This window comes from Chlorogloea sp. CCALA 695 (genome assembly GCF_003003885.1).
In the GTDB taxonomy this organism is placed as follows: Bacteria; Cyanobacteriota; Cyanobacteriia; order Cyanobacteriales; family Chroococcidiopsidaceae; genus Aliterella.
The window spans coordinates 106,896-132,334 of record NZ_PVWN01000009.1; the positions used below are offsets into that span (position 1 = coordinate 106,896).

The 25,439-nt window shown below is 41.5% G+C and carries 22 protein-coding genes and 1 pseudogene; 10 read left to right on the forward strand and 13 right to left on the reverse strand.

Going from position 1 to position 25,439, the window contains the following annotated elements:
• Window position 1: 1 nt before the first annotated feature.
• Window positions 2–418, reverse strand: a complete 417-nt coding sequence (locus C7B70_RS07390) for a BlaI/MecI/CopY family transcriptional regulator (protein WP_106368416.1) — start codon at window positions 416–418, stop codon at window positions 2–4.
• Between the two features lie 258 nt (window positions 419–676).
• Between C7B70_RS07390 and C7B70_RS07395 the strand changes: the two genes are divergently transcribed.
• On the forward strand, window positions 677–2,818 hold the full coding sequence (locus C7B70_RS07395; protein WP_106368417.1) for a TonB-dependent siderophore receptor: 2,142 nt from the start codon (window positions 677–679) through the stop codon (window positions 2,816–2,818).
• Window positions 2,819–2,823: 5 nt separating this feature from the next.
• Here the strand turns inward: C7B70_RS07395 and dnaB are convergent, their stop codons facing one another.
• The 6 genes from dnaB to C7B70_RS07425 all read right to left on the reverse strand — a co-directional run bounded on the left by dnaB (window position 2,824) and on the right by C7B70_RS07425 (window position 9,981).
• On the reverse strand, window positions 2,824–4,167 hold the full coding sequence (gene dnaB, locus C7B70_RS07400; RefSeq protein ID WP_106368418.1) for a replicative DNA helicase: 1,344 nt from the start codon (window positions 4,165–4,167) through the stop codon (window positions 2,824–2,826).
• Between the two features lie 129 nt (window positions 4,168–4,296).
• Window positions 4,297–4,755, reverse strand: coding sequence for a 50S ribosomal protein L9 (gene rplI / locus C7B70_RS07405; RefSeq protein ID WP_106368419.1), 459 nt, complete (start codon window positions 4,753–4,755; stop codon window positions 4,297–4,299).
• Window positions 4,756–5,542: 787 nt separating this feature from the next.
• Window positions 5,543–7,255, reverse strand: a complete 1,713-nt coding sequence (locus tag C7B70_RS07410) for an NAD+ synthase (RefSeq protein ID WP_106368420.1) — start codon at window positions 7,253–7,255, stop codon at window positions 5,543–5,545.
• A gap of 10 nt (window positions 7,256–7,265) precedes the next feature.
• Window positions 7,266–8,012, reverse strand: a complete 747-nt coding sequence (locus C7B70_RS07415; RefSeq protein WP_106368421.1) for an NUDIX domain-containing protein — start codon at window positions 8,010–8,012, stop codon at window positions 7,266–7,268.
• Window positions 7,973–8,575 carry a nicotinate-nucleotide adenylyltransferase gene (locus C7B70_RS07420; protein ID WP_106368422.1) on the reverse strand — a complete coding sequence of 201 codons (603 nt, stop codon included), beginning with the start codon at window positions 8,573–8,575 and terminating at the stop codon, window positions 7,973–7,975. The genes C7B70_RS07415 and C7B70_RS07420 overlap by 40 nt, the downstream gene beginning before the upstream one ends.
• The gene (locus C7B70_RS07425) at window positions 8,572–9,981 is read right to left on the reverse strand and encodes a nicotinate phosphoribosyltransferase (RefSeq protein ID WP_106368423.1); all 1,410 of its coding nucleotides are present in this window, start codon (window positions 9,979–9,981) and stop codon (window positions 8,572–8,574) included. The genes C7B70_RS07420 and C7B70_RS07425 overlap by 4 nt, the downstream gene beginning before the upstream one ends.
• A 281-nt stretch (window positions 9,982–10,262) precedes the next feature.
• On the opposite strand from C7B70_RS07425, the gene C7B70_RS07430 reads away from it, so the two are divergent.
• The gene (locus tag C7B70_RS07430; RefSeq protein WP_106368424.1) at window positions 10,263–10,412 is read left to right on the forward strand and encodes an isochorismate synthase; all 150 of its coding nucleotides are present in this window, start codon (window positions 10,263–10,265) and stop codon (window positions 10,410–10,412) included.
• A 789-nt stretch (window positions 10,413–11,201) separates the two neighbouring features.
• Here the strand turns inward: C7B70_RS07430 and C7B70_RS07435 are convergent.
• Together C7B70_RS07435 and C7B70_RS07440 are read right to left on the reverse strand one after the other, a co-directional pair.
• Window positions 11,202–12,167 carry a phytanoyl-CoA dioxygenase family protein gene (locus tag C7B70_RS07435; protein WP_146134017.1) on the reverse strand — a complete coding sequence of 322 codons (966 nt, stop codon included), beginning with the start codon at window positions 12,165–12,167 and terminating at the stop codon, window positions 11,202–11,204.
• A gap of 435 nt (window positions 12,168–12,602) precedes the next feature.
• A complete protein-coding gene (locus tag C7B70_RS07440) occupies window positions 12,603–13,298 on the reverse strand; it encodes a diacylglycerol/polyprenol kinase family protein (protein WP_106368426.1) in 696 nt (231 codons plus the stop codon).
• A 63-nt stretch (window positions 13,299–13,361) separates the two neighbouring features.
• On the opposite strand from C7B70_RS07440, the gene yidD reads away from it, so the two are divergent.
• Entirely contained in the window at window positions 13,362–13,595 is a 234-nt protein-coding gene (yidD, locus tag C7B70_RS07445) for a membrane protein insertion efficiency factor YidD (RefSeq protein ID WP_106368427.1), read from the forward strand.
• Entirely contained in the window at window positions 13,592–14,302 is a 711-nt protein-coding gene (locus C7B70_RS07450) for a M15 family metallopeptidase (protein ID WP_106368428.1), read from the forward strand. The genes yidD and C7B70_RS07450 overlap by 4 nt, the downstream gene beginning before the upstream one ends.
• On the opposite strand, the gene C7B70_RS07455 is transcribed toward C7B70_RS07450, so the two are convergent.
• Window positions 14,290–14,748: a TspO/MBR family protein gene (locus C7B70_RS07455; protein ID WP_106368429.1), complete on the reverse strand. Its 459-nt coding sequence runs from the start codon at window positions 14,746–14,748 to the stop codon at window positions 14,290–14,292. The genes C7B70_RS07450 and C7B70_RS07455 overlap by 13 nt on opposite strands.
• Before the next feature lie 187 nt (window positions 14,749–14,935).
• Here C7B70_RS07455 and C7B70_RS07460 point away from each other — a divergent pair, with 187 nt between their 5' ends.
• From C7B70_RS07460 to murD, 3 genes are read left to right on the forward strand one after another with little or no spacing between them, the layout of a single operon-like run.
• Window positions 14,936–15,232, forward strand: coding sequence for a DUF3288 family protein (locus C7B70_RS07460; RefSeq protein ID WP_106368430.1), 297 nt, complete (start codon window positions 14,936–14,938; stop codon window positions 15,230–15,232).
• A gap of 47 nt (window positions 15,233–15,279) precedes the next feature.
• Complete coding sequence (gene glyS, locus C7B70_RS07465; protein ID WP_106368431.1) at window positions 15,280–17,451, forward strand: glycine--tRNA ligase subunit beta; 2,172 nt, start codon at window positions 15,280–15,282, stop codon at window positions 17,449–17,451.
• 3 nt (window positions 17,452–17,454) lie between these two features.
• Window positions 17,455–18,819, forward strand: coding sequence for a UDP-N-acetylmuramoyl-L-alanine--D-glutamate ligase (murD, locus tag C7B70_RS07470; RefSeq protein WP_106368432.1), 1,365 nt, complete (start codon window positions 17,455–17,457; stop codon window positions 18,817–18,819).
• Here murD and C7B70_RS07475 read toward each other — a convergent pair.
• From C7B70_RS07475 to C7B70_RS07485, 3 genes are all read right to left on the reverse strand, one after another.
• Window positions 18,802–19,815, reverse strand: a complete 1,014-nt coding sequence (locus C7B70_RS07475) for a M20/M25/M40 family metallo-hydrolase (protein ID WP_199192111.1) — start codon at window positions 19,813–19,815, stop codon at window positions 18,802–18,804. The two genes, murD and C7B70_RS07475, sit on opposite strands and share 18 nt — an antisense overlap.
• A gap of 27 nt (window positions 19,816–19,842) precedes the next feature.
• Window positions 19,843–20,496: a cob(I)yrinic acid a,c-diamide adenosyltransferase gene (gene cobO / locus C7B70_RS07480; protein ID WP_106368443.1), complete on the reverse strand. Its 654-nt coding sequence runs from the start codon at window positions 20,494–20,496 to the stop codon at window positions 19,843–19,845.
• Between the two features lie 139 nt (window positions 20,497–20,635).
• The gene (locus C7B70_RS07485) at window positions 20,636–22,807 is read right to left on the reverse strand and encodes a glutamine synthetase III (RefSeq protein WP_106368434.1); all 2,172 of its coding nucleotides are present in this window, start codon (window positions 22,805–22,807) and stop codon (window positions 20,636–20,638) included.
• Between the two features lie 222 nt (window positions 22,808–23,029).
• Here C7B70_RS07485 and C7B70_RS07490 point away from each other — a divergent pair, with 222 nt between their 5' ends.
• The 3 genes and pseudogenes from C7B70_RS07490 to C7B70_RS07500 all read left to right on the forward strand — a co-directional run.
• On the forward strand, window positions 23,030–23,545 hold the full coding sequence (locus C7B70_RS07490) for an O-acetyl-ADP-ribose deacetylase (protein WP_106368435.1): 516 nt from the start codon (window positions 23,030–23,032) through the stop codon (window positions 23,543–23,545).
• A gap of 36 nt (window positions 23,546–23,581) precedes the next feature.
• Window positions 23,582–24,763 (forward strand): deoxyhypusine synthase, encoded by a 1,182-nt coding sequence (gene speY, locus C7B70_RS07495; protein ID WP_106368436.1) that lies wholly within the window; start codon window positions 23,582–23,584, stop codon window positions 24,761–24,763.
• Between the two features lie 479 nt (window positions 24,764–25,242).
• Window positions 25,243–25,439, forward strand: a pseudogene (locus C7B70_RS07500) (photosystem II D2 protein (photosystem q(a) protein)); the annotation flags it as partial.

A 25,439-nucleotide genomic window follows, 5' to 3' on the forward strand; every position in this document is an offset into this window, starting at 1 on the left:
GCTATTGCTCCCTAGCTTTACGGGCATCATCAATTCGACGGGCAACGTCTTTCAACTGGTCTACACTTGCTCTATCAAAATTATCGGCAAAGGCTGCCACAATTTCTGGGCTACCTACAGCCAAAAATCGGTGTAAATGTTCTTGGGCTTCTATTGCCTGCGCTTGCTGCTTAGTAACCATTGGTCGATAGTAAAAGGCTCTACCTTGACGATCGCATACTAACCAGCCTTTTTTTGTCAAGCGATTTAGCACCGTTGTTACAGAAGTATAAGCCAATTCTCGGTCTGGATCGGACAAAATGTGATCGTGTATGTCCTTGACGGTCGCACAACCAAATTGCCAGACTATATCTAAAATTTCTGCCTCCAAGGGGCCAAGGGATAGTTGTTTGGGGCGGTAATTGGGTATAGCAGTCACAAAAATTTAAACCTTACCATAATGTGATTTTTTAGATACTAATAATTGAACTCATTGGTAGACAAGCTGTTAAACCTCTAGTTTGACAGCCCGTCTTTTGACACCAACAGCTACTTTATTTAATTTAATACAAGTACCGATAAATTAAATAAAAAATTAGAGATTTGTGGCTAGAAAGCTTGCCTAGTGCTACTCAAAGCCATCTTTCAGCTTTGCTATGTTCAAAATTATTTAAGCTCTAGTAACTATCTATTAAACATGAAATTATATTTTCTCTTCCCTAGTATTGCTTTATTGAATTTGAGTTTAATGTCCTTTGCTGTTGCTCAAACCGCCCCCGTAGATGTTGAGAGCGATCGCAAATCACTAATTCAAAAACTAAAATCTGCCACCAACCCACCAGAACAAAAAATTGTCGAGCTAAGTGAACTTACTTTTCCCTCTACTAATGCCGAATTATTAGTACAGCAACCCGATCTTGCCGACGAACTAAAAACTGAGGAAACGGCAGATCCTACTGACGTAGAAACCGATGAAGCAGAAGATCCTAACGAAATTCTCGTAGAAGTAGAAGGACAACAAGATACATTTACGCCAACTTCCTCGCCAGTTTACCAAATCACCGAAGAAGAGCTTATTCAGCAAAACCCCAATAGTTTATCGGAAGCTTTACGAGGATTGCCCGGATTTGCAATTAATGACTTTGGTTTTGGCGCAGATATCCATACAGGTACATATTTTCGCGGTAACTCAATTAATCAAACAGTGTATCTGCTCAATGGTAGACCCATCAACACCAATATCAATACTTATCACGGGGCGACAGACTTAAATAGCATTCCCGTAGGTGCAATTGAAAAAGTGGAATTGTCTAGCGGTACGAGTTCTACTTTGTACGGTTCCGAAGCCTTTGGGGGAGTAATTAATATTATTACAAAACAAGGTCAACAAACGCCTACTTTCAACGGTTCCGCAGAGTTTGGTGAGTTTGAGCAACAGCAATATCGCGCTAGTTATGGTGGCTCATTGGGTTCGGTAAGGTTCAACGTTGGCTACGAAGAATACTCCGCCGAAAACCGCTACCGAGTCCCGGAAGGTTCAGTAAATCGTGATGCTGAAGGATTTTTATTTAATGGCGATACGGCAACTAGCAACTATTTCGGCAACATAGGAGTAGATATAAATTCGCGCAATGCTCTAAGCTTGGATGCTTACAAAATTAGCAGCCGTAGAGGTTTGCTTTATTTTGGTTTTCCATTGCAAAGAGACAGACTTGATCATGATGTATTTAATGTCGGTTTATCGTGGAAAACTTTGCTTGGCAATAGCGACGACTCGGTTTTAAATACCACTGTTTCCTACAACCAAGATTACTTTAATACCTACGGCCCAACTCAAAACACGTTTTTCCGCACAGGTACGCTTAATTCGCAAGCCGTCAGCGCTAGAGTAGACCATGATTGGCAGCTAACTTCAACTAATACCTTGCGCTGGGGAATAGATTTACAATCGAGCAATCTAAATGGTGATGTCTTAAGCACCGCGCCTAATCGCACGGTTTTAAATGAATCAGAAACTAGAGACAGGTTTCATACAGCGTTATTTGCTTTAAATACTTGGAGAATTACCGATACATTTGGAGCCGATTTTGGACTAAGACAGAACTTTAGTAGTGAGTTTGGCAGCTACTTAAACCCTAGCGTTGGATTACGGTGGGCAGCTAATCGCAATATTGCTTTGCGTGGTAGTTGGGTAGGAGTACAGCGCAATCCTGGCTTAGATCAGTTGTATGTGTATGATACCGTCCACAACTGGCTACCCAACCCAGATTTAGATCCAGAAACCGGATCTTCTTGGACTGCGGGGGTAGATGTGCAGCTTTCTCGCAGTTTAACAGGGCAGTTTACGTACTTTGGTAGTAGTTTAAGCGATCGCTTAGGTATTCAAAACGGTCAATGGGCAAATATTGGACTTGTCAAAACTAATGGTTTAGAAGCAGCGCTAAAGTGGCAAGTTAATCCCCGGTGGTCAACGTTTCTTAACTACACCTATACCGACGCGAAGATAAAATCTGGCGCGGAAGAAGGTTTGCAATTAGGCTTACTTCCCTACTCTGTAGCACAATTAGGCGTTGGTTATGGTTCGGGAGATTGGCAAGTTAATTTGTATGCTAGTTACTTTGGCGGCGCAAGGCGAGCTTTCTTTAATAACCCTGGCGAAAGTAGTACAGATTTTTCGCCTTCTTTCCTCAATTTAGACTTAGCAGCGCGAGTACCTGTGTACAAAAGTATTGCTCTAACACTTTATTTAGAAAACTTGGCTGATGTGCAGTACGAAAAATCTAATCGCATCTATCATCCTGGTCTAACTTATCGCGTTGGGGTTTCTGCCACTTTTTAAGCAAATTACCTCTTAAAGTTCAAAAACTGGGTGTATTGCGGGTTAAAGAGCAGTTTTACTGTACCTGTAGGGCCATTTCGATGCTTGGCGGCAATAATTTCAGTCACTCCGCGATCAGGAGAATCGGCATTGTAGTAGTCATCCCGATAAATCATTAATACTAAGTCCGAATCTTGTTCTAAAGAGCCAGATTCTCTTAAATCTGAAAGCAGGGGGCGCTTGTTAGTTCTAGCTTCCACTCCTCTACTCAACTGAGATAGCGCAATAATTGGCACTTTCAATTCACGAGCTAAACCTTTGAGACTGCGGGTGATTTTTGATAGTTCTTGCACCCGATTATCGCTGCTACTACTTTCCATTAGCTGCAAGTAATCGATCACAATTAAAGAGAGTTCGCTATTTTTCTCTGCTTGCAAACGCCGTGCTTGGCTACGCATTTCCATTACCGTCATGTTCGCCGTATCGTCTATATATATGGGCAACTGAGCTAAGTTACCAAAGGCTCGGCTTAGTTGTTCCCACTCATTTTGACTAATTCTCCCGCTCCGCATTCTTTGGCTTTCAATTCCTGCCTCACTAGCTAATAAACGCTGTACCAACTGCTCTTTAGACATTTCCAAGCTAAAAACAGCTACAGGCATTTTTTTGTAGCGAGTGGCAACATTACGAGCAATGTTTAAGCATAAAGCCGTTTTGCCCATTGCTGGACGGGCGGCGACAATAATTAAGTCCGAGCGCTGGAAGCCACTTGTTAGCGCATCCAAATCGTAAAAATCAGACAATATACCCGGTAAAGCTTGTTCGCGATCGCGGTTTTCTAAGTCTTGAAAGGTATCGGTTAAAGTATGCTCAATCGCAATCAATCCTTGCTGAGGTCTGTCTTGAGTAATATTAAAAACTTTTTGTTCGGCTCTATCTAAAACTATTGGCAGTTCTGTTTCTGTTTGATACCCAAGTTGAACAATGTCATTACCTGCTTGAATCAGCTTGCGGCGTAAGTATTTGTCCATGACAAGAGTTGCCAAGGAGTCAATATTAATCGCCGATACAGTGCGATCTACTAATTGAACTAACTTGCTTTTTCCGCCAACTTTTGCCAACAATTCGTGGTCAGTTAACCAAGAACTAATACTAAGTAAATCTGTGGGTTTACCTTGGCTTTGGAGTTTTAAAGCCGCCTCATAAATTTGTTTATGAGCGCTAATATAGAAGGCTTCTGCTAATAGGCGATCGCTTACACGGCTAATTGCTTCAGGATCTAGTAAAATACCTCCTAAAACCGCTTCTTCTGCCTCAATATTTTGCGGTGGGAGTGCGCCCAAGCCTTGAAAGTTGAGTTGTTCCACTATAAATTTAACACAGCAAAAATTTGGTGAAGTTTCCCTCTCTAAGCTTTTGACAGGCTAAAATATTTCGCCTACTAGCCATGATACATCGCTAATCAAGAGAGCTTTCAAAGAGAGGGGATCGATAAAGTTTTATTCTGCTACTACTTGAATCCTTACAGTGGCGGTGACTTCTGGATGTAGCTTAACTTCGGCACTGTAAGTACCAGTTTTGCTAATATCGGGTAGAGTAATACCCCGACGATCTACTTCTTGATCGATGGCTCCTTGGATTAGGGTGGCAATTTCTCTGTCTGTCACCGTACCAAAGATCGAATCGCCTTCACCGACTTGTTTAGCGATCGTAAAGCCGCCAACTTTTTCTAAAGTTGCTTTTAACCCTTGAGCTACTTGCTTAAGTTCTTCTTGACGGAGACGTTCTTTTTCTTTGCGGCGTTCAGCTTGCTTGAGAAGACCAGGAGTAGCCTGGACAGCCATTTTTTGCGGAAGCAAGTAGTTACGAGCATAACCAGGAGCTACTTCGACGAGATCGCCTAGTTTGCCTAACTTGTTAACATCTTTATTTAAAACTAACTGTACGCGCTTTGCCATAATTTTACCTGTAAAGTCTAAATTATCTATTGGTCGAATCTATGATTTTACCTAACTGTGGGATGCGATCGCAACTAAAACTATCTTTTGGCAGCATCAGTATTATGAAAGAACAGGAAATATTTTTATTTTGGCAGGACAAGAAGAATTACTAGAATTTGAAATCAACTCCCAAGGAATGTTAACTGATGAGCTTTGAGTCAATGTCTGATCAAGAATTAAAACAATACTTTTTTCAGCATCAGGACGAAGATTCGTTTCACGCCTACATAGATCGGAGGTCTTTGCGAAAAGAGTTCTCATGGAAGCCGGGGAGTTAGATTATTTATCATTTGGTGAGCAAGTCAAAGTTGTCGAAAAAAGGATGCGATCGCATCTGGGGACAAAATGACCTAGTAGCAAGAATACCTAAAACTACTATTTTTTGAGCGTTCACCAAATAGAAATATCAGGAATATTTAGAATTTGGTGGACGTAAAGTTTTGTGATGCTGATTTATAAATTGGCGATCATAATCCATCAACCAAATGGAAAAATGATGGATTGATAAATTCAAGAAACGTGCATCAAATTTAGATATCAAGAATTATATAAATATTTAGAATTTGGTGGACGCGACAGGAAACCATTAACAACCCAATGTAGACAGTTTGTAAACTAACTATTTTCTGTACACAACTTGCTTACAATAGACCTCTAGCATGAATCCATCTTTATAGGTAAGTTTCCATTCAGGAATCTTATCTAACAACTATGAAACGCCCGCAGGTGCAGGCTTTTTTTACTTTTATAAATTGCTGTGCAGAGGTGGAGATAATTTTAGCTGATGCGTACTTGCATCTATCCACTTATTAGCGATTGGCATTCGCCAGCCAGTACCAAAGGCGCGATCAGTAATCTTTAAGCCTGGCGGTGCTTGGCGGCGTTTAAACTCTGATCGCGCTACCAATGCCAAAATCCGCGTTACGGTGGCTTTATCGTGTCCCGCGCCTACAATTTGCCCCGCAGATTGATAGTTATGAATCGAGCGCTGCAAAATATCGTCCAAAATATCGTAAGGTGGCAAAGAATCAGCGTCAACTTGTCCGGGCTTGAGTTCTGCACTAGGAGGCTTAGTTAAAATGTTTGTGGGGATAATTTCAGTAGTGCGATTTAGCCAGTTACAGATAGAGTATACGCGAGTTTTGGGAACATCAGCGATCGCAGCCAAACCGCCATTCATATCGCCATACAAAGTACAGTAACCTACAGCCATTTCTGACTTATTACCTGTAGACAGTAGCAGATAACCGAATTTATTTGCGATCGCCATTAATAAGTTACCCCGAATCCGCGATTGAATATTCTCCTCCGCTAATCCAAAGCTTGTATTGGCAAATAAAGGCTCTAAAGCTGTATCGTAACCTGCCATTAAGTCGCCAATCGGTAGAGTTTGGGTTTGAATACCTAAGTTTTTAGCTAAAAGTAGCGCATCATGGACGGAATGATCGGAACTATAAGGAGAAGGCATTAATACTGCTAAAACGTTCTCTTTTCCTAAAGCTGAAGCAGCAATTTGAGCGACTAACGCCGAATCAACCCCACCGCTTAAACCGAGAACTACTTTAGTAAAACCACACTTGCGGCTATAGTCCCGAACACCTAATACTAATGCTTTCCAGATTTCCTCCTCGTCATTTTCTGGCATTGGCGCGATTACGCTTGGTTTTAAATCTGGCAATTGTTCGTCAAAGTCTACTACCAATAAATCGGTTTCAAAAGCCTTAGCACGACCAACTACTTCACCTTTGCGGTTAAAACCTACACTACAACCATCAAAAATTAAGTCATCATTTGCGCCTACTTGATTGGCGTAAATAATCGGTTTTTGATAGCGAATAGCAGCGTGTTTCAGCATTGTTTCTCTTAGGTGTGGTTTAGCCGCACTATAAGGAGACGCTGACAGATTAACGATCAAATCTACATTCAAAGCCGCCAAGTCTGCAATCGGATTAGTTGCATAACTGCGCTTTCCCCAGAAGTCTTCGTCATTCCAGAAGTCTTCGCAGATAGTGACACCAATTTTAATAGAGGAGAAACTAAAGGAATTAATTTGCAAACCTGGCTCAAAATAACGGTGTTCGTCAAAAACATCGTAGTTAGGTAAAAGCCGTTTGTGAAAAACTTGCTCGACTTTGCCTTGGTGTAGCAACGCCGCACTATTAAACAACGGTTTACCACCGGATTGATGATATTGAGCGTTTGGTTGCACGCAGCCAACTAATACAGCCATAGAATGCGGCAAATCGTGCGCTAATTGCTCTAAAGTCGCCGCCATATCGTTGATAAAACTACTATTGAGTAACAAATCCTTGGGTGGATAGCCGCATAAAGATAGTTCTGGCGTTAGTAGTAAAGAGACATTTTGCTGTTCTGCTTGTAATGCAAATTGGAAAATTTGACTAGCATTAGCAGCTATTTCGCCGATAGTGGGGTTAATTTGGGCGATCGCAATTTTCATAAGTTTAAGGTTAAATAAATACCAAAGGCTGATCTTTAAACGGTGCAAAAGCATCCGCATCAAACCGATACAATGTAGCTGGACGACCTGCACCCCTTGAGACTTTAACTTTGGTATCTGCTAGAAAACCTAATTTTAATAACCGCGCTCGGAAGTTAGAATAATCAGAGAAGTTATCGCCCAAAACTGTAGAGTAAAGCTGATACAGATCGCTTAAAGTAAACAATTCTGGCAATACTTCAAAAGCAACCGGACTATACTCTAGTTTATTTTTCAATCTTCTATGTCCGTAAGCCAAAATCTCTTGATGATCGAAAGCTAGTTGCGGTACTTCTTTCACGGGATACCAAGCAATACCGCTTACACCATCAGCAATTAATTCTGCTTCCTCAAACCGCACCAAAGCAAAATAACTTACCGATAAATAGCGCACTCCATAACAATCAACGGCTTCACGAGGATCGCGGTTTGGGCCACCAAAAGTATATAGTTGCTCTAAATACAAATTTTTCGCGCGAATTTTCTCCGCCAAAATCCGATAAGCGCCATCTTCTAGCGATTCCCCTTGACGTACCAAAGTACCAGGGAGTCCCCAATAATCTAAAAACGGCTCTTGATGTCGCATTACTAACAAAACTAACAGCCGATTTTGCAATGTATCGACAGAAAAAATTACATTATCAACTCCGACTTTAAAATCAGCTAAAGGTTGTTTATTTAGTGAATCGGCAAACTTTTTTTGGATATGTCCTGGCATTTGTACAAATGCTCTTGATGAATATAGGCTTGAATCGGAGGAGTTATCGCATGAGTATCGCCAAAGTCTCGATACGCCGTTGAAGATACATCTAAACCTGTTAGATCCGCAACATCTACCTTCGTTGCCAAATCTTGCAATTGCTGTAAATCTTCCTTTTCCAGTTTATAACCTGGTCTGGGGACAATCAAAACTTGAACTTGCTGTAACAATTCTTGGGCTTTATACCAACGAGGTAATTGGTCAACCAAATCTGCACCAATTACTAAAGTAAAATCTACTCTTTGCGTACTCCACAATTTTCTAGCTTTTTCTACGGTTTCTAGCGTCCGACGGCTACTAAGTTCAGGATAAAACCCAATATTATGTCGTGGTGGGCGCATTTCTTCAATTAACAACCGCAGCATTGTACCGCGATGAATTAAAGAAGTTTGGTGAGATTTAAACGGATTATCCGCCGCCCAAATAGCTACCCAATCGTAATAATCGCCAAGCCAGCTAAGAATCCTTTGATGTCCAGAAGTGGGGGGATCTGCACTTGTACCAAATAAAGCAACTCTCATCTATTTTTTTTACTTACTTCTTGGGCTAATTTTTTCAAATCGGGAGAAATAGTTACTTCACAACTTACAGGAGTGTTGATATTTCGACATTCTGGGGGCAAACTAACTACAGAATCTCTAGTACGCGATCGCAATTGGGTTAAACTTTCTGGTAATTGTAACCTTTGTCCCTGCTTAACTACCAACTGCAACAATGGCTGAGAATCCGGCGGTTTTGCCTCCGTAATCAATCCTAATTGGTCACTTTGTACTACTCCATCTACAAAAGTGCGCCAAGTTTGCTTGCGTCCTGGATAAGTTACTTTATTACTAGAAGCTTTCATCACCGGGATACCATCAATTTCAACTAACTTATACACCCCATTTACAGGCGCTCCCGTTACTAACTTAGTCCCAATGCCATAACCATCAATGCAAGCACCGTTGGCTTTTAGCCTAACTATTTCTGTTTCGTCAATATCGCCACTGACAATAATCGGTACATTCGGTAAAAGATTTCTGACTACTTTCGATAATTCCTCTAAATTCCCTGAATCTATTCTTACTCCGGCTAGTTCGATTTCTCCAGAGTTTACTTTTTTTGCTAATTTTTCTGCCGCCGCTACTGTATCAAAGGTATCAATTAACAGCGTACCAGTAGGGAAGTAGCGATGAAACGCGCTAAACGCTCTCTCCTCACTGCCTTCTAAAGCACTAAGCGCCATAACTAAAGCATGAGCCATTGTCCCGCTAGGTTTTTGTCCTAATTTCAATGCTGCTAGTACATTAGATGTTGCATCAAACCCCCCAGCTAAAGCCGCTCGTGCCGCCCACAACGAGCCTTGCGGACTAAAAGCCCTCCGCGTACCAAATTCTAATAAAGTCGCCTCTACTCCAGCTACATCTCGCAAACGAGCCGCTTTTGTGGCTACCAAAGTTTGGTAATTTAAGGTATTAAGCAAGTAAGTTTCTACCAATTGAGCTTGCCATAACGGCGCTTCTATTCTTAATAATGGCTCATTAGCAAAAACTGCTGTCCCTTCTGGTACTGCCCAAACATCGCCTGTAAATCGCGCTTGAGCCAGTAGTAACCAAAATTTATCGGGTGCGTGGGCAAAAATTCCCGTTGCTTTTAATGCTTCTAATCCCGCCGCACTAAAACAAAACTTGTCTAGGTACTCTAATGCTTGCGCCAAACCCATAGCGATCAAATAACCAAACCCTTCTGGCAACTTGCGCGCAAACAATTCAAAGCTGGCTTGTTTTTGCTCTACTCCCTCGCCTACATAGCTTGCCGCCATTGTAAGCCCGTAAAGGTCTGTAAGTAAACTATAATCTTGCCCTTCAGTTAGGGTTAGTTCTTGAGATGGTGCTATTGGTTGAAGGTGGCGATCTTGCAGACACTCCCAGTTGGGGGAAGTCGTCATGGCGCAGTTACCTCGATAGGATTGTTTTTTAATTATAGTACATCTTACCAAAACAATAACGATTTTTTGGTGTTCTTTGGTACAGAAAGCTAAGTTAATTAGTTTATTAAGTTTTAATTATGGTAGTTTCTGGATAAATCAGAGATATAAAGTAATGCGAACATGAGCAAACAAATACTGCGAAGGCTTGCAAATGATTGAGATGCGATCGCATTTTCTCATCTTTCCTTCTACAATGCAGCTAATAACATTCCTTGGCAATTGCTTAGAGGTATGGACTTATGAATATTTCCCAACGATTTCTCAGTATTTTTCAATATCTTTTTGAAGGATTAGCGCGGATTTTTACCCTTACCGATGATGAATATCCTTTAATTGGCGTACAGCCTTTTGCAGGCGAACCTCAAAAGCCTGGCGAGAGTTGGCACTAAAAAAGCTTGTCTTGAATATAATTTTTAAAAAAGTTGGCGAAAATATGCCTATTTTTGCCAACTTTTTAATTACTTGCGTGATCGCAGTTTCCGTTGAATAGTGAATTGAACCGCTCAGTGCTAATTATCTTAGGCTGCTCTGATGGACAGTTTAGTGTCCCTTCGATAACTACAAAGTAGGGGAAACGATAAAAACCCTACACCACTACTAATCAACGAAAACTATCAATCTATTGCAAGATGTGCGATCGCCTGTTCCTTAGACATCGTTCTCCTTTAGGAAGCAACTAGCAAGACAAACAGCAAAACCCTTGCTACGACCCAGCAAAATAGATAAATAATTATCTGTATCGCTTGTACTATTTTTATATACAAATTAATTTTATTAATCAATCGAAAGAGTTAATAAATTTAGGTGTTTAAGCAACCTTTAAGTAGATGCTAAGGAGTGCAAACTTATGTTTAGGAGCATCTCACCTTTGTAATGAGTATAAATACTTAACCTGAAAATTTAGCTGTTCAGGAATAAATCTGTTGCCAATCAAATTTTTGTATCCATCTTTAGAACCTCAGATTTGCTCAAAAGTATTAACATAAAAGGGGGCTTCTTTTGAGTATAATTACTTACTGCGAAGAGGAGATGCTCCTACAGAATTCGGATCTCAAGTTTTCGGAGTGACTGCCTAAATGCCTCCCCACTAAGAGGAGTTGTTTTCAGAAAGAGTTTTTGCAACACAAACTCAAAGAGAAATATTGCTCTAATTTTAATCACTAACTCTCCAGGTCAGCTTAAGAGTCTAGTCCATTTTTTAGTAACACAGGTTCTATAAAATCGTTATTAGTACCATAGTCATTGAGCGTAAATTGTATTTGTAACATCAGGCGATTACTCTGTTGTGGCGGTGTAGCTTTGTGAAAACAATTTACATCTTCCACAAATCCAGTTCCAGCTTCTCCACTTATATGCACTAAGCTTTCTGTGCCATAATTTTCAATTATTTCTTGATCTGAGCGGAGTTTAAATACAGATAGTAAGTGCTTAAGCTTTTTCTTTCTATGACTACCACGAACGTAGACATGAGAACCATTAGACAAAGTTACGTCCGTAAGGTAGAAAAATACTTTCAAGCATTTATAATCATCTAAATCATAGTGGAAAAAGTAAGCTCCTTTATTTAAGTCATATTCTGTCTTGTTAACAAACAACCACCATAGCCGAGTTCCAGACACTACAGGCTCCGCACCAAAATATGAGCGAGCGATTGCTAATAATTTTTGAGCTTTAGTTATATTTTTAATTGCTAGACAATTTAAACTACTATTAAAGTAATCTCCTCTAACAAACTGCCTTTTATTTTTTGTTTCTATGCTTTGCTTCTGTGTATATAAAAAGCCCATATTAGGCTCGGCATCACCATAGCAATAGTTTTTTTGAGTAAAATCAATTATTTCGTGTAAAATATTTTCAGGTAATTTAAATCCCGAATAACAACCATCTTCTTTCAGAAATTTAACTGCCTCATCTACGTTAATATCCTCAAACATAGAATCAGCACTTTCTAAGTTGGCGATTGCAGGACGTTTAGCTAGATAAACTGCCGCCAACTGAATAATTCTAAATCGTCCCAGAGTAAACATCAATAGCCATTGAGGATTTTTTAGCGTTCTTTTGTAATAATCTTGGAGCCTCAATTTAGTTTGTGACCACAAACCACGATAAAACAGTGGATAGTTAGGTTGTTTTGAATCTAGCAATTTATGCACCTTAAATATTGAATAAATTTAACTTGTTTAGCCAAGTAGCTTGATTAGCTGTTTAACAACGCTATCTTTTTGGATTAGCTACCTATAATACTAAACACTTCAAACGGCAATTATCCTTTTTCGAGACTACATTATGGGTCTTGTCAGCTTTTGGTGATAAAAGGATTTATAGGAGCATATCACCTTTGCAACGAGTGTAAATACTAAAATAGAAAATCTAGCTTTTCAGAAATAAATCTGTCGCCAATCCAACTTTTGTATCTGTCTTTGAAATCTCAGATTTGCTCAAAAGTAGTAACCTAAAAGGGTTTTGTTCCTGGGTCTAATTAGTTATTACAAAGGGGATTGGCTGCCACTTATTTTAGAGGAGCAATTAGTTATTTTTAGATAAGTGCGATTGCGTTCATCAATCTGTAGGTAGATATTTTAGCCCAAATAATGGGGCAACAGTTCAATTAAGAAAAAGCCTAAAGCCGCACTTCCTAAAGGTACAGTTAAGTTATCAATACCATAGACAGAGAAAGCTTCTAAAATTGTCGCCGCCAACGCCACACTTAAAGATACTATCCATGTTTGCCAATTATTCCCATTGACGTTTAAAAAAATTAAGCCTGAAACAATCAAGCTAACTAACGCCATTGTGCCAGAACCTTCCCAGCTTTTCTTATTTTCCCAGATTTTGTAAGGATGTTTACCAAATTTTTGTCCAACTAAAGCCGCCAAACCATCTCCCCAAGCCATAACTAATATGCCTAAAGCTGCATACTGGGGACGATTGATAGTCCAAAACCAAGCAACTAATATGCCAATACTTACTGCATAAAAAAATGTACCTAAGCTTTTACGCCCTACACTATTAATTCCAGGTAAAATCGGGAAGCGATAAGACAAAAAAGTAACTATACTTGCCAAAATTGAAGCGCCAACACCGACAAAAGCGGGGATATGCAGCCACCAAGCAAACAAAATTACATTACCTGTACCAATATGGACAACTTTGCGGACAACTTCAGCGTTGCCATTACCAAAGCGATTGAGCAAAGATGCTACAAGTAAAAGTAAGCCTATCCAAAGTACAACGATCGCAATTTGTAGATTTATCGGCGAAAGTAAAGTATCCAAAGTATCTAAACTAAAAAATAAGCTCCTTTATACAAATGTAGTAGATTCTTTCTAAGGTGAATGATGAAAATGCTGCTTTTATGGCTAATTCGTGGCTATCGCTTATTTATATCGCCTTTATTTGCGCCTACTTGTCGGTTTCACCCCACGTGTTCGATGTACGCAATGGAAGCTATAGAGAGATTTGGGGCGATAAAAGGTAGTTTTATGGCAATAAAGCGGATTTTGCGCTGTCATCCCTTGCATCCGGGTGGTTACGATCCTGTACCGCCATTACCTAAAGAAGTTATTAAATGAAACCATATCAGCAAATTGCGATCGCCGAATGTGGTGAATCAATGGTACAAATTCCTTTAGAAATATTTGCTGTAGAGTCACCCCACCTTTACCAGTTATTAGGCGCAACTTATGCAGAATTATCACCCTATTATTTGCGTAAATCTGTACTCGATAGTTTAATCAAGGCGCAAGAATATCTACAATCAAAAAATCCTGGTTGGCGGATTCAAATTTTTGATGCTTATCGCCCGGTGTCCGTACAGCAGTTTATGGTAGATTACACTTTCGCCCAAGTCGTTGAGGCGCAAAAGCTGAATATAGCTAATTTATCCGCCGTAAAGCGCGAAGATATTTGGCAACAAGTTTATCAAATTTGGGCATTACCAAGCTTAGATCCCCTTACTCCACCGCCTCATAGTACGGGCGCAGCAATAGATATTACTTTAGTAGATGGTACAGGGAAGGTAGTGAATATGGGTTCGCCTATAGATGAAATGTCAGCGCGATCGCATCCCGATTATTTTGCTAATAGTAGTTTACCCGAACAGCAACAATATCATAACGATCGCCAACTATTGCGAGAAGTAATGACATACGCAGGTTTTGCACGTCATCCGGGGGAATGGTGGCATTTTTGTCAAGGCGATCAAATGTGGGCTTGGTTGAGTCTTAATCCTGTAGTCGCACGTTATGGGCGAGTAGAAGAAACTGATTATCCATCTTGAGGGTTTAGTTTCATCATCTCCCACGTAGTATAAGTTCCGATTGGACTCCAAAGTATATAAGGGACAAGTAATAATGCTGCCCAGCCAGAAATTGGGAATACTGTTAGTGTGAGTAAAAGCCCGATAACTGCACCAGTAGCCCCGATAAGTGTGCCAATTTTTAAACTGCGGAGTCTAAACATTACTGGAGTGTAAGCAATAGTAACAATTTCTAGCAGTAAATACAGCCCCATTAATAACCAATTTTTGCTATTTTCCCAGGCTATATAAGCCGACCAAGCGCCGCAAATAAAAATAGTAATCCAAATAAAGGGAATTGCAAATTCAAAAGTTAACCAACTAGGACGCAAGCGATTAAACCATTTGCGATCGCTTGGGGTAACAAAGTTCGCCGCCATTGCTACCAGTAGCGTTACACCCCCAATAATCAGCCAAGATTTAATCATATTTTTATAATGCTGTTTTAATCTAATCTTGTTTCTTCGCAGAGTGTAGAGACGTTGCACTGCAACGTCTCTACATTAATTTGAATAGAATTACTCACCTAATTTAGATTAATATAAATTGCGTTTGATTCTTTTCCTGCTAAAGGAATAAGATGCAAAGCTAGATCGCCCGTCGGAGTAGCTACTAATGTCAAAAACAGAAAATCAAGATAGGCAACATCCTTTATATCACCGCGATCGCATTATTGTTGACAATCTATTAGTATCATCGCCCACCGATTACAATTTAGCGGAGCTTGCCAGGCTGCGGATTCGTTACGATGGCTTTCCCGGCGCTAGAGATATTCAAAAAGATTTAGAGGTAGCTTTGCAAAACTGGCAACTTACAGAAAGCGAGCTATTTGCTAAAACTCTCGAAATTCACAAGGATAAACCACTTTATAAAAGTAAAGCTAATAAGGGTGAAGATGAAGACTGGAGCTAAACAACCAGCTACCGAGTAAACTATTTTAATTAGCCATTATATTTTATATGTCTGATTTTTTATTAGAAGTTGGTACAGAAGAATTACCAGCAAGCTTTGTTACTGATGCATTGCAGCAATGGCGCGTACTTATTCCCCAAAGTTTGACCCAAAATAATCTGGCGATCAAATCGCTAGAGGTTTATGGTACTCCTAGAAGGTTAGCTGTATTGATTACAGGTTTACCCGCAAAACAACCAGATAGAGTTGAAGACGTTAAAGGGCCACCATCTCAAGCTGCTTTCAAAGATGGTCAACCAACTAAAGCCGCCGTAGGTTTTGCTAAAAAACAGGGCGTAGAAGTAGAAAAATTAGAAATTCGTCCCACTGATAAAGGCGACTTTGTATTTGTTCGTCAAACTATCCCTGGACGAGTAACTTCAGAGATATTAGGCGAAATTGCCACCAGTTGGATATTGCAGCTAGAGGGTAAAAGGTTTATGCGTTGGGGGGATGGCGATTTGAAGTTTCCCCGCCGAATTGAAAGGTTAGTTGCTTTGCTTGATGATACAGTATTGCCCATTGAACTAATTAACGGCTCAGAGACAATAAAGAGCGATCGCATTACATCAGGTCATCGCGTTTTACATCCCCAGCCTGTAACCCTCAACGATGCTAGTGATTATGCTACCAGCTTGCGATCGGCATTTGTAGATGTAGACGAAAAAGAACGACTTGCCAAAATTCAAGAACAAATCGAGTCCGCAGCGCGAAATTTGGGCGGACATTTAGCTAATTATCCAGAATTACTAGCAGAAGTTACAAATTTAGTCGAATGGTCTTCCGCCGTTGTCGGGAAGTTTGACGAAGAATTTTTACTTTTACCCCCAGAAGTAATTACAACAGTGATGGTAACTCATCAACGTTATTTCCCGGTGTTTAAAGCCGTTAGCGGGAATTTGTCAGGAGTCAGCGCTAACAAAACCCAATCGGTTGATACTTTGTTGCCTTATTTTATAACCGTTTCTAATGGCGATCCGCTTAAAAGTGATATCATCGCGGCGGGAAATGAACGAGTGATTCGCGCTCGTTTAGCGGATGCTCAGTTTTTCTACAATGCCGATTTAGCAAAACCTTTAGAAAGCTATTTACCCAAGCTAGAGAAAGTCACGTTTCAAGAAGATTTAGGCTCGGTACGCGCCAAAGTAGAGCGCATAGTTAGGATTTCTGAGTTAATTACCAAACAGATTGGGGAGAACTTAAGATGGTCAAATCACGAATTATTAGAATTCATTGGAGATACGGCTTCATTATGTAAAGCCGACTTAGTTACGCAAATGGTTTATGAATTTCCTGAGTTGCAGGGAATAATGGGACATAAGTATGCTCTATCAAGTGGAAAATCCCCCGCCGTAGCAATCGCCATTGAGGAACATTACTTACCCAAAGGTGCAGGGGATGTAATGCCACAATCCTTACCTGGTCAAGTTGTGGGGATAGCAGATAGGCTCGATACTTTAGTTAGTATATTTGGATTAGGGATGTTGCCAACGGGTTCATCAGATCCTTTTGCCTTGCGTCGTGCAGCCAATGCCATTGTTAATATTATTTGGATGGCAGACTTACCGATTAACATAGATGCTTTGCTAGAACAAGTTGCCAGCAAAGAAACTAAGATACAGTTGCAAGAGTTTTTTATTCAAAGAATCCGCAACCAACTACAAGACGAACGCGGTATCGACTACGACTTGGTAAACGCCGCTTGTAGCGAGAAAGACACAGAATATAACTTACGCGCATTGACAGATTTATTAGATGTACGCGATCGCGCTTTATTTTTGCAAACTATCCGCAACAATCGCACCTTAGAGAAAATCTACGAAACCGTCAACCGTTCTACTCGTTTAGCAATCCAAGGTAATTTAGATACAAATGAGTTAAACCCTGAAGGCGTAGTAAATCGAGAGTTATTTCAAAAGTCCTCAGAATCGGCTTTTTATGAGGGGTTAGTGCAGTTAGTACCTCAAACGCAAACAGCAAAGCGCGATCGCAATTATCAGCAATTAGTAGCAGCAATTAGTGAGATTGCGCCAATTGTCAGCAAATTTTTTGATGGCGACGATAGCGTCTTAGTGATGGATAATGACCCAAATATTAAGCAAAACCGTTTGAATTTGTTGGGTTTACTAAGAAATCACTCCCGCGTTTTAGGAGATTTTGGAGCGATCGTTAAAGGATAAACTATGAAAACGGCTCATGTAATCGGACTTGGAAAGTCGGGAATTGCCGCCGCCAGGTTGTTAAAGGGTGATGGCTGGAATGTAGTGATAAGCGATCGCGCTTTTAATGAAACGTTGCAGCAACAGCAAGCAGAATTAGCCGCCGAAGGTATAGAAGTAAAGCTAAATTACTCCCTAAATCTAGAGGATGAGGACTCACCAAAAATCATTGTTGTAAGTCCTGGCGTGCCTTGGGATGCGCCTATTTTGATTCAAGCGCGCGAAAGATCCATTGAAACTATTGGCGAGATGGAGCTTGCATGGCGGGTTTTAAATTCCTCGGCTTGGGTAGGAATTACGGGTACAAATGGCAAAACTACAACTACAGCTTTGATTGCAGCTATTTTTCAAGCGGCGGGTTTTAACGCCCCTTCTTGCGGAAATATTGGCTACGCGGCTTGCGAATTGGCGTTAAAGGCAAGAAATCAGGGAATTAAGCCCGATTGGGTAATTGGGGAACTAAGTAGTTATCAAATCGAGTCATCGGCGAGTGTTGCGCCTAAAATCGGCGTATGGACGACATTTACACCCGATCATCTCAGCCGCCACCAAACTTTAGAGCGCTATTTTGAGATTAAAGCTCATTTATTAAAGCAGTCTGAACACCAAATTTTTAATGGTGATGATGAATATTTAAGCAATTTAGGAGCTAGTTTTGGGCATCCTTCGGCGTGTTGGACAAGTGTTAACGGAAAAGATTATGTAATCGGGAACCCGGAACTAGGAGCTTATATAGAGGCTGGCTGGGTAGTATTTGGCGGCGAACAAGTTGTAGAAGTATCGGCTTTGCGGATGGTAGGAAAGCACAATTATCAAAATCTGTTAATGGCAGTAGCGGCGGCAAAATTGGCGGGAATTGATAATAGGGCGATCGCATTAGCTATAACTAATTTTCCTGGAGTTCCCCATCGCTTAGAACATATTTGTACTTGGCAAGGAATCGATTTTATCAACGACAGCAAAGCCACTAATTACGACGCGGCGGAAGTTGGGTTAACTGCGATTGAGGGTAAAGCGATTTTAATTGCTGGAGGCGAAGCTAAAGCGGGTGATGATAGTAGTTGGATAAAAGCAATTCAAGCTAAGGCGGCGGCGGTGTTATTAATTGGCAACGCCGCTTCGCAATTTGCTAAACGTTTGCAGCAAGAGGGTTATACTCATTACCAAATTGTAGAAACAATAGATCGAGCCGTAATTAAAGCGGCAGAATTAGCACCACAATACAGTTCCTCAGTAGTTTTACTGTCACCTGCTTGTGCAAGTTTCGATCAATACCAAAACTTCGAGCAACGAGGCGATCATTTCCGCCAATCATGCTTGGCGTTGTAATAATCTATGAGTAGCATTGACCACAACTTGCGCCGCTCCTGTAAAGAAGGAGCGATCAATATTTGCGACAGTGTCGCTTGATTGGTGATAGTGAGGCGATCGCAAATTTGCCGTATCTGTAACTAATACCGCGCCAATTCCTTGATACCAAAAAGGCGCATGATCGCTACGTAAAACATCCGGCGTAAACAAACCTTTAAGCGGAATAGGTAAAGTTATTACTGGTAATGTGGGGCTGTTAAAAGCATTTAATAACTGTAAATGTTCCGCATCGCCCACTACTGCTAAAAAGTCACCGTGATCGCGTTGGGCAAAGACTGGCAACCCTGGTGGGTACTTCTGACAACCGGGAGTATAGCAGCCAAACCCAATCATATCCATAACTACTACACCATTTAGGTTAGCTAAATTTGCTTTATTAGCCGTAAATGCCAAACTACCGCGCAAGCCGATTTCTTCCGCATCAAAGAAAACTAACTTTAAAGTCTGTGGTGTGGAAAGATTGCTAAAAATTCGCGCAATTTCTAATAAAGTTGCAACTCCACTTGCATTATCATCTGCCCCAGGAGAACTAGGAACGGTATCGTAATGAGCAGCAACAATAATTGTTCCAGCTTTTGGGCTTGTTCCCAAACGTTCGGCAACAATATTGATACCATCAGCAAAACGTTGTAAGCTAGGCGACCAACCGAGACTTTTTAGAGACGCAGTAATATAGTTACGGGCAAAAGTGCGATTTTGATTAGTAGAGCGATCGCCTTGCAACTTCTGAAGATGCTCAAATAAGTAAATTTCTGATACTTTCGGGGTGGAAACTACAGGCGGTGCGGCTACTTTTTGCTTAATCTCAATCGGTGCTACTACAGGTTTAGGAGCAACTAAAAACTTACTACTAACTAAACCCATGCCTAGAACTAGCAATAGCAAAAAGAGGATTAATTTACTCATGTGTCGTGCGATCGCGCCTTTTCTAGAATAACAGGGGCGATTACACACAGCATAGCGCCAAGGGCGATCGCGCTTTTAAAATTCAATTCCTGGTTGAGCTTTTATACCTTGTTCCCGAAAAGGATGCTTAATTAGCGTCATTTCTGTAACCAAATCCGCCCGTTCAATTAGCGCCAAAGGAGCGCCTCTCCCAGTAAGGATTAAGTGACTATCTACAGGCTTTTCTTCTAAACCCGCTAAAACTTCCTCCATCTGCAAATAGCCCAGTTTTAGGGCAACATTCACCTCATCTAGTAGCACCAATTTATAGTCAGGGTTGCGGATAAAAGTTAAAGCAGTTTGCCAAGCTTCCCCAGCTTTTTCAATATCGCGGTTTCTGTCTTGAGTTTCCCAAGTGAACCCTTCACCCATAGCATGAAACTCTAACTGTTCTGGCCATAAGCTAAATACTGCCTTTTCCGCAGGCTCCCAAGCACCTTTAATAAACTGCACGATCGCAACTTTATACCCATGACCAAGACTCCGCAACACCATTCCCAAAGCGGCGGTAGTTTTACCCTTGCCATTGCCTGTATTGACAATAATTAAACCTTTTTCTTGAGAAGCTTTAGCTACACGCTCTTGTTGGACTTCTTTACGCCTCTGCATCTTACTTTGATACTGTTCTTCCGTGAGCGTTGATGAATTCGATCCCGCTACATCCGTTTCGTTGTTGAGATTAGTTTGCATCAATTTTTGGCACATATGACTATTACTAAAAATTGTAATTTGAAACTGCTCTCAGCAATTAACAGTGGGATTCACCCATGTAGAGACGTTGCAATGCAACGTCTCTACAATTCATACATTCAATCAGCAGCGCTAACCATTATTTGATAAATAGCATTTCCTGGTACTTGGGCAAAGGCCATAAATCATCGGCTACTTCACCCTCGATCGCATCAGCGTACTCTCGGACTCGATCCATCATTGGACGAATGGTTTTTGCCGAATATTGCAAGTGTTCTTCGGTTACTGAAAAATCATGCTTGCTCAGAGCGTCACTTAATTTACTTACACTATCCATCATTAGTTTGGTTAGCGAAGCTACTTTTTCTAAGCTCTCTTTTTCAAGTTCAACCCCGATTACTTTCAAATTGGCGATCGTGCAAGAAAGCTCAGATAAATAGCGGTAGGCAGCCGGATAAATCACCGTTTTTGCCAAACTAATCATTAATTTAGCTTCCATCTCAATTACCTGAACATACTGTTCGCTATAAACTTCAAAGCGACTTTCTAGTTCGGTTGCCGACAGAACGCCCGTTTTTTCAAATAGTTCTTCGATGTACTTCTCTTTCAAAACAGGCAAAGCATCCGCCGTAGTCGGTAAGTTTAATAAACCTCGCTCCACCGCCATCTTGTGCCATTCCTGGCAATAGCCATTACCGCCAAAAATAACCGCGCTGTGTTGCTCCATCACCGACTTAAGTACCGTGTAGGCAGCATCATTCAATGCCACCCCTTTTGCTAATTCTGCCTCTAGAGTGTCTGCTACCCAGATCAACGAATCTGTCAAAATCGTATTCATGGCTACCAATGGGCCAGAAACCGCTTGATTAGAACCAACGGCTCGAAACTCAAATCGGTTGCCTGTAAAAGCAAAGGGTGATGTGCGGTTGCGATCGCCTGGATCTTTAGGAAATTCGGGTAAGGTGTCTACACCCAAATTCATCACCCCAGCATGGGCAGAGTTTTTCACTTCTCCCCGCTTAATTTGCTCGAACACATCCTCAAGTTGAGAACCCAAGTAAACCGAGATGATCGCTGGCGGAGCCTCGTTTGCACCCAAGCGGTGATCGTTGCTGGCTGAAGCCACCACCGCCCGTAAAAGCGGCCCATATTTATGAACGCCCCGAATTACCGCGCCGCAAAAGAGCAAAAATTGTAGATTGGAGTGCGGTGTAGCGCCGGGATCGAGTAGGTTTCCTTGAGTCGCATTGCCCACTGACCAGTTAACGTGCTTACCCGAACCATTAATGCCTGCAAAGGGTTTTTCGTGCAGCAAGCAGATAAAACCGTGCTTCTTGGCGGTGTTCTTCAAAATCGTCATTGTCATCTGTTGATGATCGCTGGCGACGTTAGCCGCTTCAAAAAAGGGCGCAATTTCAAACTGTCCGGGGGCAACTTCGTTGTGTCTAGTTTTAGCTGGAATGCCTAGGCGATACATTCTTTCTTCCACGTCCTGCATAAAAACTTGGACGCGCTCTGGAATGGCTCCAAAATAGTGATCGTCAAACTGTTGACCTTTGGCGGCGGGTCTGCCAAATAGAGTTCTGCCAGTCAATAAGATATCTGGGCGACTATTAGCAAAATGAGAATCGATTAAGAAGTATTCTTGCTCTGCACCACAGCTAGAATTAACTGGGGCAACTTCCGAGTGTCCCAAAAGCTTAAGCAACCGAGTTGCGGCATGGCTCATAGCAGCATTAGAGCGCAATAGCGGCGTTTTCTTATCTAGGGCCTCACCAGTCCAGGAAATAAAAACCGTCGGAATGCACAAGGTTACGCCATTGTCAGTTTTCATCACGTAGGCAGGGCTAGTAACATCCCACGCGGTATATCCTCGCGCTTCAAACGTGGAGCGAATACCGCCGTTAGGGAAAGACGATCCATCAGGTTCACCCTGCACCAGCACTTTGTCTGTAAATTCTGTAATTACCGAGCCATCGCTTTGCACCGAGATAAAGCCGTCGTGTTTTTCCGCCGTAATGTTCGTCATGGGATAGAACACATGGGCATAGTAGAGCGCGCCTTTAGAAATTGCCCAATCTTTCATCGCCGCCGCCACAACACCCGCTACCGACACATCCAATTTACCGCCAGTTTGTACCGTTTTTTTGATGGCTTTAAAGACATCTTTAGGCAAACAAGCCTGCATTTTATTTAGGGTAAAAACATCCGTTGCCCATAGTTCTTCTAGGCGACTAGGAGTCTTGGGCGGCAGGATTTCGCGATCGGTGATTTGAGAAATTGCCGCAAAGCGCGATTCATTACCACTCATAGTCTTGTTCTTTTTCATAAAGAGTGTATAAATCTTACTCGTTTATGAATTGGCAAATGGTATGAAAGATAGCAAAGTCAAAGTTTCTGAGGAACTATCCCGGTGTTTTGGATTGCATCTGTTTGATTGTAAAAACCAGGAAGCAATCTAAAAGAGAGCGTGTTGCGATTTTCCCTCTCGTGCAAATGTAATATATTTATGAGTGCGATCGCCTAGAAAATTATGATCACGGTTATTCAAAAAGACATTACAACCTTAGCCATCGATGCCATAGTTAATGCCGCCAATAACTCTTTACTAGGTGGTGGTGGCGTTGATGGGGCAATTCATCGCGCCGCCGGAGTAGAACTTTTGCTTGAATGCCGCAAATTACACGGCTGCGAGACTGGGGACGCTAAGATTACTAAGGGCTACAACCTTCCTGCAAAATGGATAATTCATACCGTTGGGCCAGTTTGGACGGGTGGAAAACAGGGAGAGGATGAACTATTAGCTAGTTGTTATCGCCGTAGTTTAGAACTAACTAAAGATTATCAAATTAAGCAAATCGCTTTTCCAGCAATTAGCACGGGTGTATATAGGTTTCCAGTAGAAAGAGCCGCAACCATTGCCGTTACCGAAATTCAAGCATTCTTAGCCACTAATAACCATTTGGAAAAAGTAATCTTAGTTTGTTTTAGCAAAGATTCTTACAATTGTTACCTGGAAGCGGTGAGAAAACTTGCCAAAAATGGCTAAATTAGATCGACGCATCCATATTAGAGCATCAAAATAATGTCAAAACTGGCTAGTAACAAAATATCTCCTACTCCCATGCAGCCAGAAATTGGCGTAGTAGATTTAATTGATAATTATTTCACCGCCTACAATTCCGCACGTCTGCGGGAAATTTGCCACCTGTTAAGTAAAGAAGTCTTGCAACCAGGCGTTACCGTAGGACTTAGCTTGTCTGGCGCAATGACTCCGGCGGGTTATGGGGTTTCGGTACTTGCGCCACTAATCCGCAATGGCTTTATCGACTGGATGATTAGCACAGGGGCAAATTTGTACCACGATATGCACTACGGCTTGGGTTTTGAACTCTTTAGCGGAAATCCCTTTGTCGATGATGTTAAGTTGCGCCAAGAAAATACTATTCGGATTTATGACATCATGTTTGGCTACGATGTATTGCTAGAAACCGATGCTTTTATTCGGAAAATTCTGCAAGCCGAGCCTTTTCAAAAACGCATGGGAAGTGCGGAGTTTCACCATTTGCTAGGTAAATACGTACGAGAAGTAGAAAAGCAAATTGGTGTAAAGCATTCTTGTTTACTTGCTACAGCCTACGAATGCGGCGTACCTATTTACACTTCTTCCCCTGGCGATAGCTCTATTGGAATGAACGTTGCGGCGTTAGCCTTAGAAGGATCGAAGCTAATAATCGATCCATCAATAGACGTAAACGAAACTGCGGCGATCGCCTATGCTGCCCGTGATTCTGGTATACCAAATGTAGAAGGCAAAAGCGCGGCGGTAATTATTGGCGGTGGTAGCCCAAAAAACTTTTTATTGCAGACTCAGCCGCAGTTGCACGAGGTTCTAGGCTTAGAAGAACGCGGACACGACTATTTCATTCAATTTACCGATGCACGTCCCGACACGGGCGGCTTATCAGGGGCTACACCCTCGGAGGCTGTAAGCTGGGGCAAAATTGACCCCGAACAATTGCCCAATACAATTGTTTGTTATACAGATAGCACGATCGCCTTACCATTACTAACTGCCTATGTGTTGCAAAAATGCCAGCCGCGTCCATTGAAGAACTTGTACGATAAGCGGGACGCGATGTTAGAAAAATTGCGTACAGATTATTTAGCAGCTAAAACTCAACCTATAGAAGAAATTCCGGCGGCGGCAGCTTCCGAGCAACCTGTAACTACCTATCCTTGTGGAAGAATGATTCCCGGTAGTTAATAAACATAAAGATTCTTAAAGCGATTTACATAGAGAATATTTTAAGAATCTTTTGATTGGTACTCAATAGTTGCACTTTTGCTTGAAAAAGCTGGCTACATATGTCCCCCTTTTTAAGGGGGAGCTTCCGCGCGATCACAAGTTACGAACCATACCTGTTAAATAGCCTATTACCTGTAGCAACCAAGCTGTCTAAAATCAAGCGATCGCAAATATGATTATTTTCGTTGCTTTACAAAAAATATTTTAATTGACTAATTATTGCGGTAATGCATTCTATGCCTATAGACAGGATAAAGATTAAATTTTTCTAATGACCTTGCCACCGATGGGCAATTAGTTGTACAACTAGATTAGGAACAAGTAAAGAATCGTAAACAAAACTTGTAAACCGATGGATTGTTTGTATTATTCACAACCTACATTATCCCATCGGGCGATTTTCCTGACGTACTTATAATATTTGGAGTTTTACTGTAATGACAATTGCAGTCGGTAGCGCACCGAGTCGCGGCATATTTGACACCGTAGACGACTGGTTAAAGCGCGACAGATTCGTATTCGTAGGCTGGAGCGGAATATTACTATTTCCCTGCGCCTACATGGCATTAGGCGGCTGGCTAACCGGGACAACCTTTGTCACCTCGTGGTACACCCACGGCATCGCCAGTTCGTA